Source organism: Paenibacillus sp. WC2504 (genome assembly GCF_052682475.1).
Genome location: NZ_JBQZFH010000001.1, coordinates 5,329,347 through 5,346,569, shown reverse-complemented (window position 1 = coordinate 5,346,569; position 17,223 = coordinate 5,329,347). Strand labels below are relative to the sequence as shown.

Sequence of the window (17,223 nt, the reverse complement as noted above, 5' to 3'; positions counted from 1 at the left end):
AAGTAGTCAACTTGGCCATTGGAGGATGAATCGGTTGCTTAAAATGATGATTGTTGACGATGAACCGCTTGTTCGCCTTGCGCTTCAACATATGATCGATTGGCCAAGTATGGGGATTGTGGTCGAAGTCGAGGCCGCTGACGGAGCGGAGGCGCTTGAGATTCTGAAGCAGCGTGGTGATATTGATCTCATGCTCCTTGATATCGAGATGCCGAGGCTTAGCGGAATTGAACTGCTTCGGGCCTACTCGCCCGTTATGGAAAAGCGGAGACCCGTCACGATCATGTTAAGCGCCTATAGCGACTACAGCTACGTGCGGGAAGCTTTTTTACTCGGTGCTATAGATTTTATCGTGAAGGCGGACATGGATGAGGAGCATCTTGTGCCTGTCATTCTGAAGGCGGTCAACGAACTGAGTAAAGAGGAACCTCCGTTAAATTCGCTGCCGACAAGTGAGATTGAAGACGACATTGACGCAAAAAGCGAGATCCTCCGTCAGCTTATCACGTTTGATCCGAATCAGCAGGAAGAGGCGGTTGCCTTAGCAACAATAGGTATTCACGAATGGCTTGGTGAAGTGAATCAGTTGGTTGCCGTTATGACTGTTTCACAAGGTTCGGGGGGCAGCAGGCAGGAACGAAACTTGAGTGATGCGAAAACGCAGCGTTTTATTACGCAGTCGGTGCAAACCGTATTGGACGCTATGTCGATCCGGCATTTCATTTACCGTAAAAGCCAAACGGAATACGTGCTTTTCTGCACCTTGGTCCAATATCGAAGCGAAAGCGTGATACGCGAAAAGGTGCAATCTGCCTTCACCATGATGCAAACCCGGCTGATTCAGTATGTGAACGTGTCGATTTCTATCGGTGTGAGTGAACTGGCCAGCGGAACGAAGCATTGGTACCGTCTGCACCAGCAGGCAGCGCATTTGGCGGCGATGAGCTTTTTTGCCGGATGGAACAAAGTGTTTTATCCTGAAAGCTGTATGGATCAGGGAAGATCTGGGTCTGGAGTTGGAGCCGGAGCTGGTGGGAATGCCGGTCAGGACCATGTTCGCAAGCTGCAGCTGACGCTGAAAGCGAATGGGGCAGCCATCACTCAACTGCTGGAACAGGACAATTCGGAGTTGTGGGGCAAGGAGTTTGAGCAAATGCAGCTGCTGCTCGGGCAAACATGGGGTTGGCGGCCTCAGGATGTTCAGGCTGCGCTTGAGAATTTGCTCTGGGAGCTTGGCGGCTTATTGCACCGCAAAGGGATACGTTGGGATGAGCTGGAGGAAGAGCTTCAGCATCCTTTTGAATATATGAGAAGTTTGGAGACTTTGGAAGAAACGAAAAGCTGGCTGCATCGGATCTGCACGAATTTGTACAGCTGGCTTCATGGGAAGGAAAAAGCGGATAGCAGCTACAGTACCGTGGTGGCGACGGCTAAGCAATTCCTTGATCTTCATTACATGGAAGACGTCAACCTGGCGTTGATCAGCGAGATGGTTGGCGTTAGCGAGAGCTATTTGAGCAAGCAGTTTACGAAGGAAGTCGGCAGTAATTTCATTCAGTACTTAACGAATTTGCGTATCGAAGAGTCCAAACGATTGATGAAGAAGAAAGGCTTTAAAATTACCGATATTGCGGAAAGCGTCGGTTATTTGAATGTCGAGCACTTCAGCCGCATGTTCAAAAAAACGACGGGGTACAGCCCTAAGCTGTATCGGGAAAGTTTGCTGAAGTGAGGCTGGGCGGGAGCTGAGGTTGGGGCGCAGAGTGCAGAGTGCAGAGTGCGAAGTGCGAAGTGCAAGTGCAGGTGCAAATAAGGGAACGCTAGGGAGCTATTTCAGCGAGATTAGCCGTTTGAGCGAGCTAGAGGGAACTGTGGGCCGCTATTTCGACATTTTCGCTGAAAATGGGTCTCATTTTCCGAAAGTAAGACCCTGTAGTTCCTCTCATCGCGGAAATAAGCACGGTATCTTCGAAATAGAGGATGCCAGTTCTCTTATGATCTGCCGTAGCGGAATTCTCCGCTAGTCTTTATGTGTCTGGTGAGGTGGAAGGTTGCAGAATGGTGAGTACAGTTGGTTGGATCGTGGAAGGTGGGTAAAGTAGCTTGATTTTCAGAGGCTATTTATTGTTCAAGAGCCTCTGCATAGGTTAGTGGGAACTACAGGGCGCTATTTCTCGGAAACACAGGTTTTTCAGGTGAAAGGGGAATTGTGGGCCGCTATTTCGGCATTTTCGCTGAAAATGGGTCCCATTTTGCAAAAATAAGACCCTGTAGTTACTCTCCAGTGTCCCACCCTCCGCTTTTCGGCAAAATAGCGCCCTGTAGTTCCCCATGGGGAGAAAGAGCAGGGGAGGGTCTCAAAAAAAACGTTCGTCCTAAGACGAAGACGTTTATTTTTGCATGCTCCTATGATACAAGTCGTATCATGTGTTATTTTGTCATATTCTGTAGAACAATATAATAGGAAAATAATCAACGTTTTGCGTAAAATTTTTAATAGTTAGAAGAAAAAACTACTGCTACGATTTGTAGTGTTCACTGGCAAGGCAACACAAAAACAGAAAGGGTGATAGATTTGCGTAGATTATTGAAGACGCCCCTCAAGAAGAAAGCTTTATTAAGTGTCATGATGGCAGCTTGTATTTCTTCCGGCTTTACCGGCATGACAACCCTCTTCCCGTTGAATACGGCACATGCGGCAGCAGCGATTACTTACACGGGATCCGCCCCAGCCCCGGCTCATAACCTGGCCTTATGGTACCGGCAGCCGGCAACGGATTGGGAAACACAAGCGCTACCAATTGGGAACGGTTACATGGGTGGGATGGTTTTTGGCGGTGTGGAACAGGAACATCTTCAGTTTAACGAAAAGACGTTATGGACCGGTGGACCGCGTTCCAAAGCTGGGGGCGGAAGAGACGGCAACCGGGATGGTGCTGCTGATCATTTAGAGGACGTCCGGCAGAAATTGGCGAGCGGGGATGTAGCTGGAGCCTCGTCCATTGCCGAACAATTTTTGACGGGCACGTTGAATGATTATCCGCAATTCGGTAATTATCAAAATTTCGGCGATATTTATTTTGACTTTGCGCTGCCAGCCTCTGTAACGGTGTCCGACTATCGGCGAGAGCTCGATCTCGAAGATGGCATTGCACGTGTGACATACAAGCAGAACGGAATTGACTATACGCGTGAGTATTTTATGAGCTATCCGGATAACGTGATGGCGATGCGGCTTACGAGCAGTCAACCGAATCAATTGAACTTTGATGTCAAGGTTACAAGTCCACAAACGTCACCTTCTATTACAGCAATAGGCAACACGCTGACCCTTAGCGGTAAGCTATCCGAAAATGGAATGGCGTACGAATCCCAGTTCCGTGTTCAATCGGATGACGGAACCGTTACGGCTGGCAGCGGAAAATTGACGGTTGCAGGGGCAAGTTCTGTGACCATTCTCATGTCGGCAGCGACGGATTATGCTAACCATTATCCCGATTATGCGGGAACGGATCCGCACCTAACCGTAAACAATACGCTGGCAGCAGCTTCAGCCAAAACGTATGAAGCGCTGCGGACGCGGCATTTGGCTGATTATCAGTCGCTTTTTAAGCGGGTATCCTTGAATCTGAATGATCAGATTGCAACGATACCGACGGATCAACTGTTAGCCAGTTACAGAAGCACTCGCACCAGTGCGCTAGAGTCACTCTTTTTCCAATACGGCAGGTATTTGCTAATCGCTTCGTCTCGAGAGGGATCGCTTCCAGCCAATCTGCAAGGTGTCTGGAACAATTCCACCACACCGCCATGGGGAGCGGATTATCACACCAATATTAATCTTGAGATGAACTATTGGCCTTCGGAAGTAACGAATTTAAGCGAGACAGCTATCCCTTATGTTGAATTTATTGATTCCTTGCGGGCGCCAGGCCGGGTTACAGCCCAGAAGCATCACGGAGTAACCGGTTCCGGATGGACGATCCATACTTTTACAAGCGTTTTCGGCTATACAGCGCCAGGCTGGGATATCAGCAATTGGGGATGGCAGCCGGCGGCGGGGGCGTTCCTTTCCCAACAGCTGTGGGAGAAATATTTGTTTACGGGCGATAAGACCTACTTGCAGAATAAGCTGTACCCCATTATGAAAGAAGCAGCCGAATTTTGGACAAAAACGCTTGTTACGGATAAAGATGGCACATTGGTCTCTACGCCAGGGGTTTCGCCTGAGCATGGGACGTTAAGTATCGGGGACTCCTACGATCAAGAACTCGTTTGGCAATTATTTACGAATTGCATCGAGGCGAGCAATGTGCTTGGAATGGATGCGGATTTCCGAAATGAGCTCATGGATAAACGGAGCAGACTTTCGATGCCCAAAATCGGGAAATACGGCCAAGTGCAGGAGTGGAAAGAAGATATCGATGATCCAAACGATCAACACCGCCATATCTCTCATCTTGTAGGCTTATATCCCGGCAATCTGATCAATAATGTGACAACGCCTGATCTATTTAATGCAGCGAAAGTAACATTGATACAGCGCGGAGATGAAGCAACGGGTTGGAGCCGGGCGAACAAATTGAATTTGTGGGCTCGTATGCAGGATGGCAATCATGCTATGAAAATATTGCAAGGACAGCTTGATGCGAACACGAATACCAATTTGTTCGATACACACCCGCCCTTCCAAATAGATGGTAATTTTGGGGCAACGTCAGGCATTGCGGAAATGCTTTTGCAGAGTCATACAGGAAGTATCGATTTGCTGCCGGCTCTACCCATGGCTTGGTCCAAAGGGGATGTGAAGGGCTTGAAGGCAAGGGGCAATTTTGACGTGGATATGAGCTGGGACGGTACGATTTTGAAGAGCGCTTCGATTACTTCTTTACAAGGAAATGTCGCTAAATTAAAGAGTAAGACTTTTACGCATACCGGGCAGTATCAAGTTTTAAAAGGGGACAATACACCAGTCAGTTACACTGTTAGCGGTGATATGATTACGTTCAATACCGAAGTTGGGCAAAAGTACGTCATTATTTCCAGTGTAACACCACCGCCACTGCCACCGTCGAAAGTGGAATCCCCTGCGCATACGGAGACCAGTGTTGATCTGAAATGGACGGCTCCGAGCAGCGGTGCTAACATTGCGGGCTATGTTGTTGACGTCTATCAAGGTGCGAATAAAGTGAAAAGCATCGAGGTGGCGGCTGCTAGCACGAGCCTTCAAGTAACTGGACTTAGCGAGAAACAGTTATACCGTTTCGTTGTATGGTCCAAAGATGCGAATGGGACATTATCTGCCACGAGTGCGGAAACGACGGCCTATACCTTTGTAGGCGATGTTTATTTGCAAAATTTTGATAGCGGAGAGGTTGGAGGATGGAAGAAGACGTCAACGACGGGAAGCGCCACGTTCAGCGTTGAGAATAATGCTTTGAAAGTTGCCTCTGCCCCTGTAGCTATTATGGTGGACGATAACTCGCCTGTGTATAAAGATGCTGATTTGGCCATGAAGTTGAAGGTTCAGACAGGAACGGGCAGAGTCGGGATACTGTTCCGATACAACGATGTGAACAACTACGCCGGTGTTATCTATGACTTGGGCAAGTGGCTGTGGTATTACGTGAAAGACGGTACTGAGCATTATGGTGATCTGTCTTCAGTCGCGATTACGAATGGCCAAACCTATGACGTCAAAGTGAGCTTTGTTGATTCGGATATGAAGTTATGGATCGATGGTCAACTGGCCGGTTCCGCGACCGTCGGAGATATTCTCAATGTCCCCGGAAAAATAGGTCTGAGAACGTGGTTCGATAATAAAGTGCTGTTCATTGATGACATCACGTATACGAACACAAGGCCGACCTCCGATATCTCAGTAACAGGCGTTACGTTGGATAAATCGGCTGTTGTACTTAGAGAGAATGAGACGGTGCAGTTAACCGCCACGATTCAGCCTGCGAATGCGACCAATCCAAACATCAGCTGGGCAAGCAGCAATCCATTGGTCGCCAAAGTTGAGGTTGTCGGCGGCAAAGCAGTTGTTACAGGACTGAAAGAGGGCGCAGCCGAAATTACGGCAACATCTGCGGATGGAGGCTTCCGGGCGACAGCTCAGGTGACTGTTACAAAGGCTAGTGGTGTCGTTCCATCGATAAAAGTCGATGATCGCGATGCAGCTGTTGTCTACACGGGTTCGTGGAATAATTACAGCGATGGTGGGGACTACAGTGGTACTGAGAAATACAGCAACACAGCAGGTGACTCTGCGCAGTTTACGTTTACCGGCACCTCCATTCAGTTGATTAGCATGAAACAGAGGAATATGGGAAATGTCGATGTGTATTTGGACGGCGTGCTGGTTCAAGCGGATATCGATTGTTACGCGCCTAGTACGATCAAACAGGTTGTTCTCTACAGCAAGACAGGGCTTGTGGCAGGGCAGCATACGATTAAAGTTGTCGTCAAAGGGACAAAAAGCGCGCAAGCTGTGGATAAAATTGGCGCCATCGATGCTTTTGAATACACGCCTGCCATAGCAGCGCCAAATGTAACAGCTGATGACACGAACGATGTCATTGTTGGCGCAGATGAAAACATGGAATACTCGGTAGACGGTGGGCTGAGTTACACTTCGTATCATGCTGATCGAATCCCGATATTTAGCGGAAATCAAACCGTATTGGTTCGCGTTGCAGCGAATGAAACAAATGCAGCAGGTTTGACGATATCGCTTGCGTTTACAGCGAATCCAATCGAATTGGCAGCTTCTTTGACAGGCCCGGGCTCAGTTGCAGCAGGAGATTCATTTACAGCAGCGTATGGACTGACTCATGCAGGAGAGGTGTATGCGCAGGATGTAACGATTACGTATAATCCTGAGCTTGTGACTTTCCTTTCAGCAGAATCTATCAAAGATGGTTTGGTCATTGTCAAAAAAGCAGAAAAGCCTGGCCAGATTCGCTTTATTACAGCAAGTACAGGTGCAAATTCGGCTAATGCGAATGGTGATATGCTACAGCTGCATTGGAAAGCCCAAGCGATTTTACATGCGCAAAGTGCAAATTTCACGCTATCTAACCTGAAAATTGCAAATGGTGAAGGCGTAGAAACTTCCGTGCCTGATAGCTCCCTAAATATTCAAATTACCGTTAATTCAATCGTAGGCGACTTGAACGGAGACAGCAAAGTTTCGATCGGAGACTTAGCTATGGTAGCCGCAGCTTATGGAAAAACCGAAGCAGATGCGGATTGGAATCTATACAAATCAGCGGATATTAATCATGATAAAAAAGTAGATATTGATGATCTTGTGGCAGTAGCTGCCAAAATTTTGAAATAATCACCGAGGCTATCCTCTCCTCATGGGAGGGTAGCCTGGTTCAAAAAACATCAAAACTAAAGCAAAAAAGATCATTTGTATGCGCTTGCAAAGAAAGTATGATTAAGGCATGCCAAAGGTGTTACATCGCGCCTTCAATGATACATGTCGTATCATGTCGGAATTACGCGAAAGTTTGGGAAACAGGGGAACCTAATCAGGGAGGGTGAATGGTTGTATGAAGTCCAGTAGTCGCAAGTTGAAAAAAAGCGTTACAGTTTCTTTAGCTTTACTTACAGCTTTGCAAATGTATGCCGTAGTCCCGGGAGGTACAGTATTAGCTGCCGATGGGGATGCTTATTTCCAGGACTACAATAACGGACAGGTTGGCGGTTGGAAGAAAGCCTCGGGCAACGCGACTTTTAGCGTAGTCAACAATATGCTCAAAGTTGTTACATCCGGGGTAACGTTGATGGTGGATGATAATTCGCCCTCCTATCAGAACGCCGAGCTGGAAACAAAGCTGAAGGTCGAGAGCGGGCAAGGCCGTTATGGCTTTTTGTTCCGGTATGTTGATGTGAATAACTTTGCTGGTGTTGTTTTTGATAACGGGAGTTGGCTCTACTATTACTTGAAAAACGGTACGGAATACTATGGCACGATCGCTTCCAAAGCTATGTCTACCAACCAAACTTATGATATTAAACTGAGATATGTGGACTCGGATATTATTTTATGGATCGATGGAGAAAAAATTGCCTCCGCAACCGTTGGAGATATGCCCTCTGCTCCAGGTAAAATCGGCATGAGAACTTGGTTCGATAGTAAAACGATGTACCTTGATGATACGAAGGTAACCCCTTATACGAAGCCAACACCGCCTAAGCCGGACCCGAATGCCGTTAATTTTGTATCAGAATCGGGTACGCTGAAAGCCGAGTTGGATAGTACATTTCCGCGTGTAGACAACTATGTATGGAAAGCAACCGGCGCTGTCATGAACGGCCAGAAAAATTATCTTTACGCTGTGAAAATCAATGGAGAAGAGTATTGGCCGAAGACGACGGCGGAAAAAGTGGGCAACAGCGTGATCTACACGATGAATGTGGAAGAGCTGGCTGTCCAAATGAAAGTGAAAATGGAAGTGGTGGACAATACACTGGATATGAAGTTCACCGACATTCAAGAAACCGGTTCGACGAAAGTGAAAACCATTGAATTCCCGAACCATAGTTTAGTCTCTGTATCTTCGACACAGCCGAAAGCACAGGAGACGGCAGCATGGTTCACCGGTGAGTGGAATAAAGTATTTGAAGAATACAACGACCTGAAAAACGGAGCGCAAAACTTGAATCCAAGCGGCCGTACTTTTGGCTTCGTCAATTCCGATAAACTGGCGGCTACGATTGTCAATAATGTCATTAATGGCAACGATAAAGTTCGTTCTAGTGTATCGGATGGAGCACCTGGCGAGAAAGTTGCTGCACTAGCTAACGGCGCTTGGACGTACCGTGAAAGCATGGTTGCACCGGCACCGGAAGAGCTGCCATGGTCGAAAGTCATTATTACGCCGGATGCGAATAATGACGGAGTTCTTGATTGGCAAGACGGCGCCATCGTGTACCGCAGCCATTCCGATATGCCTTACGGAAGCGACATGATTAAAAATAATATCTCGTGGATTAGCATGAACATCGCAACAACAGGTATGCCATTTCTGCGTTCGCTGGACCATGCCAAGAAAATTGCCCATCTGACTGACGAGTTCGGCCAAATTGTCCTGCAGAAAGGTTATCAAGCGGAAGGACACGACGATTCGCACCCGGATTATGGCGGGCATATCGGTATTCGCCAAGGCGGGAAGGATGATTTCAACTACTTCCTGACGGAAGGCAAGAAGTATAACATCAAAGGCGGCGTGCACATTAACGCCACGGAGTACCATTTGGATGCATTCCAAACGAAAATGGCGAACATGATTGCACCGCTGAGCAAAGGCTGGGGCTGGCTCGATCAAGCGTATTATGTTGACCAACGCAAAGACATTGAGTCCGGCGAATTGAAACGTCGCTTGGATATGTTGAAAGCAGATACAGGCGATAATTTGGACTTCGTGTATGTCGATGTTTATACAGGCGCAGGCTGGAACGCGAAGAAGCTGGCCGATTATATTAACGGCAACGGCTGGATGCTCGGCACGGAATTTGCAGGCCCATTGCAAGAACAAGCCTCATGGGTTCACTGGGGAACAGATCCAGGGTATCCGAATCAAGGCGATGACAGTAAAATTGTCAGGTTCATTCGCAATACGAATGTGGACGGCTTCATGAGCGATGCGCTTTTGAAAGGCAACAAGCAGTCCGGCATCGGTTATTGGCAGCCTAACTCCCAATTCTACAGCTATCAAGAAGTGACGAAAACGTTCTTTAACCAGAACTTACCGACGAAGTACATGCAGCATTTCCCAATTATGAAAATGACGAATGATCGCGTCGATTTTGCAGGCAACGTATCGGTAACACGTGCTGGAGACGGGAAAATTCATCTGACGAAAGACGGCAATGATATCGCGATTATGACGGATTCCACCGATATTAGTAACAGCACGATCTTTATCCCTTGGGATCCGGTGAAAGAAGATAAGATTTACCACTGGAATCCAGCTGGCGGCAGCACAACATGGAAGGTTCCTGCATCATGGAGCGGTGTACAGACTGCGAAGCTGTATAAGCTTACGGATACAGATCGTCAATTTGTCGGGGACGTGAACGTATCGAACGGGCAAGTGACGCTGAGCGCCGAGTCCAATGTCGGTTATGTGCTGTACAAGACAGCAGCGCCGCAAGAGGCGGAGACGATCTGGGGCGATGGCAGTCCGGTCAAAGATCCGGGATTTGACAGTCATAAGTGGGAAACTTGGAGTAAATCGTCTTCCGCTGGAACAACGGATCATATCAGCTTCAAGAAAAACAGCAACGCTGACGATTATTTGGAAGTAAAAGGGCCTGAAGATGCGAAAGTAGAGCAGGTTATTACAGGACTTGAGCCAGGCAAAACCTACAGCGCATCCGTCTGGGTGAACGTATACGGAGCGGATCGCAAGTCGTCGATTAGTGTGAAACAAGGCGACAATGAAGTTTCCAACTACTTGGAAGATACGAAACTGAAATATTTCGCTCCACAGCACAAATATTACAATACGAATTTCCAACGTGTAAAAGTGAACTTTGATGCAGTAAGCGATAAAGCAACACTTGCACTGAATGTAGCGCCAGGTGCTGGAACGGTATCTTTCGACGATGTACGGATTTGGGAGAATCCGGGGAAAACAGATCAAGCAGGCGCTGTTCTGAACGAAGATTTCGAGAATGTCGATGAAGCTTGGGGGCCTTTTGTTTATGGAAAGGCAGGCAATGTGCAGATGCATATGGTGGAAAAAGGCGAAAATCAAGTGAAATCCTATGTGTTGGATGGCAGCTTCTCGTTGAAAACAAATGAAGGTGGAGCAGGCGAATGGCTGCGTACACTGCCGCAAACCCTGCGTCTCGACACGAATGAAAAGTACCATTTGACGATGCAGGCCAAGGCGGATGTGGCTAATCAGTTCACAGTTGCCGTTCGTGTGAATGATAACGGCACAGCGAGAGATCTGGCCACCAAAACGTTGCCAGCGGGAGCAAGTACAGTTGACTTGACGTTCACGACAGACAATGCCAAAAATGCTTACCTCGCTATCCTGAAGGGAGCAGATAACAGCAGTGCCGAGCTCGGAGGCCAGCTTGTTGTAGATAACATCCGAGTGACAGATGAGACCGTACATGCAGTGACAGGCGTAGTGCTCGACAAAACGGATGTTTTTATCGCTGAAGGCGGCACCGTAGAATTAAAGGCGATGGTGCAGCCGGAGAATGCGACGAACAAGAATGTGACTTGGTCCAGCAGCGATGAATCGATTGCGAAGGTTGAAATTGTCGGTGGCAAAACAATCGTAACTGGCCTAAAAACAGGTACTGCAGGCATTACAGCGACAACAGCTGACGGCAATTTCCATGCGACAGCACAAGTTACCGTCACGAAAGTAGTGAGTGTACCAGCAACTACGTTGATCGCACCTAGCTCTGTTCAAACGGGGCAAACATTTACGGTAGGTCTGAGTTTATCCAATGTTACCGAAGCAGTTTACGCTCAGGATTTAACGATAAGCTACGATACTTCGCTAATGGAACTTGTTTCAGCGAAGCCTGCTCAATTGGGTATCAGCTTGGTGTCCAAATCAGAAACAACACCAGGCAAAGTTCGCTTCATCGTTGCGAGTGAAGGAGCGGGTCATGCAATCAGCGGCAGCGGCGATGTGCTGGAGCTGACTTTTAAAGCGAAAGACATCACGCAGCCGGCAACAGCTCGGTTGGCCGTTGAATCGGCGGTGCTCGGGGATGCAACGGGACACGAGACGAGCGCAACGCTTGGATCGGCGAACGTCTCCATAACAATTCCTGCTCCAGGCACGCCGGGCGATATCAATGGCGACAACAAAGTGTCGATTGGCGACCTTGCCATGATCGCAGCCAACTATGGAAAAGATTGGAATAGCCCGGATTGGTTGCTTGTGAAGAAAGCCGATGTTACTGGAGATAACAAAATTGATCTAGACGATCTTGTGAAAGTGGCTAGTCAGATTATCCAATAGCTAACATCAAATACCGTCAGGATGGAACTTCATCCTGGCGGTATTTGTTTGCGCAACCTGTTCGCTGGCGAGCAACTGGAATTCCTACAATTAAAAATAGCGCGGATTAGGGCTTTGAAGAAATACCTGGAAAATGTGCAGTTATTTCAGTCGATTCGCTTCATTTCTAACGAAACTTGAGGAATTAGATAGATAATTTCCATTTATTGGCTGAAGCGTGGCAGAAATGAACAGATTAGATGTACTTTTTCCCTTAAGGGTTAAGTGATGGGTGTTGATGACGGGATGAGAGGGTGATGAGTGGTAAATGGTGTGACGGGATGAGAGCGGGTGATGAGTGATAAATGGTGTGACAGGATGAGAGATGGTGATGAGTGGTAAATGGTGTGACGGGATGGGGGAGGGAGATGAGTGGTAAATGGTGTGACGGGATGAGATGGTGATAAGTGATAAATGGTGTGATGAAGTGGGTGATTGTAATAAGTGATAAATGTATGAGGGATGAGGTGACGAAGGGGCGTTTGAGTAGCAAAGTTGAAGTCTAATTCAAATTCGAAGGCCTACGTTGCATTTTATACAACGTAATGGCATGGTCTGACCGCGAATGCGTTCTTTCGTTGCACAATATACAACCATTTGTTGCGAAAAGGTAAGATGTAAGCGTTTTAGTGCTTAAATGGTTGCACAAAGTGCAATATAGAGGCGCGCTGAAGCCCAATTACAGCCAAATGATTGCACAAAGTACAACTAGAATGCTGTTGCAGTCGCAACTTAGTAATGAATCAATAGTGATGATTGATATGCGGAATTACCTGATCGCGAATGCAGCCTTTCTTAGTGGGCTACGGAATGAGACGACACGGACGTAGTTGTAGAGGAACTGCAGGGCACTATACTAGCGCAAATAGCCATTTGAGCAAATCAAAGGGAACGCTGGTACCCTATTTTGGCTTTATGAGCAGTGAATGGGCACATTTCTCTGAAATAAGATCCTGTAGTTCCCATTCAGCTGAGGGACCCCCGATTTATAGCTAAATAGCGACCTATAGTTCCCTCTGATGCTAGTCCCAGCTTTTTAGCCATATTCGGTAGCACTCGGTCAAAACAATCAGCTACCTCCTTCTTATATAATACGTCATATATAATTCGATTTCATCAAATGCCGCATCATTAGCCTCTTTTTATCCAAATAAACAAATATATATTGTGCATTATATATACATGTGTTACATTTATGACGTACTAATTGAAATGAGGGGGATGGAGATGCGAGTTGGACTCAGCGGTACTGGAAGAATTGGAAGGCTCGTCTTGAGAAAAGCGTTGACTGGTTCGCAGCAGGATTTCCAAATAGCAGTAGTAAACTCAACTTGTCCCATTCATGTATTAGCCCATTTGTTGAAGTACGATTCCGTGCATGGCACTTGGGACGCCAGAATCGAGGTTACTCCGGATAATGTGTTGATCATTAACGGACAATCCATTCGCGTTGTTTGCGAAAGAGAGCCGGATCTGCTGCCTTGGAGAGAAATAGGCGTTGACATGGTTGTCGATGCCACGGGGAAGTTTAACCATCGGCATGGAGCTGAACGCCATTTATTCGCAGGTGCCAAGAAAGTTCTGATTACGGCACCCGGAACAAATATGGATTTGACGATGGTCATGGGGGTCAATGAAGGGATGTACGATCCTTTGCAGCATCACTTGATTTCCGCGGCTTCTTGTACTACGAACTGTATTGCGCCTATTTTGCACATCTTAGATCAGGCATTTCAGGTCAAAATGGGATGGATGACAACGGTGCATGCCTTCACGAATGATCAGAACCATTTGGACAATCCGCATAAAGATTTACGCCGTGCCCGATCTTGCACGAACGCCATTATCCCGACTTCCACCGGGGTGGGGAAAGCGCTGGCTGATGTTTTGCCGCAGCTTGCTGAACAGATTCAAGGAGTTTCGGTTCGTGTGCCGACACAAGATGTTTCGCTGCTGGATCTTCAAGTGGCGGTTGGGCGCAACGTGCAAATCGAGGAAGTAAAATTAGCCATGAAACAGGCAGTTGCCGGCCCAATGCGAGACTTTGTAGACTACAATGAGCTGCCACTTGTATCCGCGGATTACATCGGCAATGAAAAATCCGCTATTATAGATGGTCTTACTATTATGACGAAAGATAATCAAATTAAGCTTTTAGCTTGGTATGACAATGAATGGGGCTATGCTAGTCGAGTCGTAGACGCAGTAACCTATATCTCTCGTGCAGAAAGCACGCTGGAAAAGGAGGGAACGTCATGTCTCATACAATCAGTGTAACAATAGAAGCGGGAGTAGCTGCCCAGCCAAACGAACTTGGCCTCATTATTTGTAAATCCTGTAACGAAATACTTGCAACACTGCCTACGGATGGCTACAAAAAGTTTTATGTGGTTTGCCAAGCATGCGCACGTAAAGAAAACAATAAGGAGGCATCCGAATGACGACGCAGAAACAGGTGGTCCCCTTTCAGGAGGGAGACGCCTCAATGATAGCTCTTCTTGGCGGAAAGGGGGCCAATCTAGCGGAAATGACGCGCGCCGGCCTTCCCGTTCCACCTGGCTTCACCATCACGACGGAAGCATGCTTGGCCTTTTTTGAAAAGGGAAATCGGCTTTCGGACTCACTGCTTGAACAAGTTGAAGCTTCGCTTAATCAGCTGGAGAAACAGAAAAATCAAACGTTCGGTGATGCAGACAATCCGCTGCTTGTTTCTGTGCGTTCCGGTTCGGTCAGCTCGATGCCGGGTATGATGGATACGATACTGAATTTAGGCTTGAATGATAAAACCGTCCGAGGGTTGGCTGCGCTTACAAATAACGAAAAATTTGCTTACGACTGTTACCGGCGCTTGTTACAAATGTTTGGCAGCGTTGTGCTTGGCATAGAGTCCGGCCATTTCGAAAGCTTGCTGCATCGCATGAAAGAAAAGGAGGGAGTTCATCAGGATCAGGATGTGACAGCTAATGGGTGGAAAGAGCTCATTGAGGCGTATAAGGCTTGCATTTTGAGTAAAACGGGCCGAGCCTTCCCGCAAAATGTTTATGAGCAGTTGAAGCTGGCGATTGAAGCTGTTTTCAAATCGTGGAACAATACCAGGGCTCAAATTTACCGGAAACTGAATCGGATTCCGGATGAGCAGGGAACGGCCGTCAATGTGCAGAGCATGGTTTTTGGCAATATGGGGGAGAACTCAGGCACAGGTGTTGTTTTTACGAGAAATCCGTCTACGGGAGAACATATTTTTTTTGGTGAATATTTAATGAATGCGCAAGGGGAGGATGTCGTCGCCGGGATCCGCACACCGCTGGTTATTTCCGCACTTCAAGAGGAAATGCCTGCTATTTATGAGCAGCTTCTTGACGCCTCCAAGCAGCTTGAGAAGCATTACAAGGATATGCAGGATATCGAATTTACGGTGGAAAATAATAAGTTGTACCTGCTTCAGACGCGAAGCGGCAAAAGGAACGCCCAGGCTGCTCTAAAAATCGCTGTAGATTTGGTCCGTGAAGGTGTATTGACCAAGCAGGATGCCGTCAGCCGCATTGAAGTGCTGCATCTGGATCAGCTGCTCCATAGAGGGATTGATGAAGCGGCGGCCACCGATGTATTGGCGCTGGGACTTCCGGCTTCACCTGGTGCAGCGGTTGGTCAGCTCGTTTTTGAGGCCGATACGGCGGAAGAATGGGTGCGTGCCGGCAGGGCGGTTATCCTGGCCAGAACGGAAACGACGCCGGAGGATATTCATGGCGTGATCGCTGCGGAGGGTGTGCTTACAAGCCGAGGCGGAATGACAAGCCACGCGGCGGTAGTCGCCAGAGGGATGGGGAAGCCGTGCGTATGCGGCTGTGAAGAGGTGCGAATCGTGCCGGAAGAGAAGCGCATGTTTGTGCGGAACAGGCTCCTGGAAGAAGGGGAATGGGTCACTTTGGACGGTGCGACCGGTCGTGTTATTGCAGGGGCTATGCCTTTGCTCGAGGCTCGAATGACGGAGGAGCTGCTCATTATGCTGAAATGGGCGGATGAGATTCGTACGCTGAAGGTGTTTGCGAATGCGGATAATCCGCACGATGCTGGTATCGCAAGACAGCTTGGCGCAGAGGGAATTGGCTTATGCCGAACGGAGCATATGTTTTTCTCCCCGGCTCGTCTGCCAGTTGTTCAGCGCATGATCCTTGCAGAAGACAAGGAAGCGCGCTTGAAGGCGCTTGCCCAACTGCTTCCGATGCAGCAGTCGGATTTTGAGGGGATTTTCGAGCAGATGGATGGCCTGCCGGTAACGATTCGCCTGCTGGACCCGCCGCTGCATGAGTTTCTGCCTAACCTCGATGAGTTGCAAAAAAGGCATGCTCAACTGACATACGAAGGCGAAGGATCCATCAAGGAAAGAGAGGAAGTCGCATCCTTGCTCCGGAAAGTGCAAGCGCTGCATGAAGCGAACCCGATGCTGGGACAGCGGGGCTGCCGGTTAGGTATTGTCTATCCGGAAATCTACGATATGCAGATTGAGGCCATTTTCCGCGCAGCCTCCACATGTATTGACGCAGGTGTCCGGGTGCATCCGGAAATCATGATCCCGCTCGTCGGCCATGCCAACGAATTAAAGATCTTAAGAGAACTCGTTGACTTCGTGGCGCAGCAAGTACTGGGGAAAGATAAACTACGCGAGTGTCCTTACCAAGTAGGAACGATGATTGAGGTACCGCGGGCTGCATTAACGGCACGCCAGATTGCCGCACATGCCGATTTCTTCTCATTCGGCACGAATGATTTGACGCAAATGACGTTTGGCTATAGCCGTGACGATGCGGAAGGGAAGTTTCTGACCCACTATGTCAATAACAAGCTGCTGCCGCATAATCCATTTCAAGTGCTAGACACCGAAGGCGTTGGTCAATTAATTGAACTAGCGGTAAATGTAGGACGATTAGTGAAGCCGTCATTAAAAACAGGCATTTGCGGGGAGCATGGCGGAGACAGGGAATCAATTCTTTTCTGTCACCGAATCGGATTGGATTATGTAAGCTGTTCGCCTTACCGGATTCCTTTGGCTCGGATAGCCGCCGCTCAAGCGTTTCTTCTATATGGAGAGCCCGGAGCAAGTGATGTCGCACAGGCGATTTGATATACGAAACAAAAAAAGGACCTTCCTTTGTAGATAAATCTACTTGGGAAG

The 17,223-nt window shown here is 48.0% G+C and carries 6 protein-coding genes; all 6 read left to right on the top strand.

The features are described 5' to 3' along the window. Positions 1–25: 25 nt before the first annotated feature. The gene (locus ACUN27_RS24285) at positions 26–1,732 is read left to right on the top strand and encodes a response regulator transcription factor (protein WP_445559678.1); all 1,707 of its coding nucleotides are present in this window, start codon (positions 26–28) and stop codon (positions 1,730–1,732) included. Between the two features lie 843 nt (positions 1,733–2,575). Then, complete coding sequence (locus ACUN27_RS24280; protein WP_315948944.1) at positions 2,576–7,345, top strand: DUF4073 domain-containing protein; 4,770 nt, start codon at positions 2,576–2,578, stop codon at positions 7,343–7,345. Between the two features lie 217 nt (positions 7,346–7,562). After that, positions 7,563–12,011 carry an endo-alpha-N-acetylgalactosaminidase family protein gene (locus ACUN27_RS24275; RefSeq protein ID WP_445559677.1) on the top strand — a complete coding sequence of 1,483 codons (4,449 nt, stop codon included), beginning with the start codon at positions 7,563–7,565 and terminating at the stop codon, positions 12,009–12,011. 1,260 nt (positions 12,012–13,271) lie between these two features. Then, positions 13,272–14,327 carry a type I glyceraldehyde-3-phosphate dehydrogenase gene (gene gap / locus ACUN27_RS24270; RefSeq protein WP_326061775.1) on the top strand — a complete coding sequence of 352 codons (1,056 nt, stop codon included), beginning with the start codon at positions 13,272–13,274 and terminating at the stop codon, positions 14,325–14,327. Next, on the top strand, positions 14,306–14,491 hold the full coding sequence (locus ACUN27_RS24265; RefSeq protein ID WP_315948948.1) for a GapA-binding peptide SR1P: 186 nt from the start codon (positions 14,306–14,308) through the stop codon (positions 14,489–14,491). Before gap ends, ACUN27_RS24265 begins: the two co-directional genes overlap by 22 nt. Then, the gene (gene ppdK, locus ACUN27_RS24260) at positions 14,488–17,172 is read left to right on the top strand and encodes a pyruvate, phosphate dikinase (protein ID WP_445559676.1); all 2,685 of its coding nucleotides are present in this window, start codon (positions 14,488–14,490) and stop codon (positions 17,170–17,172) included. The genes ACUN27_RS24265 and ppdK overlap by 4 nt, the downstream gene beginning before the upstream one ends. Positions 17,173–17,223 lie beyond the last annotated feature (51 nt).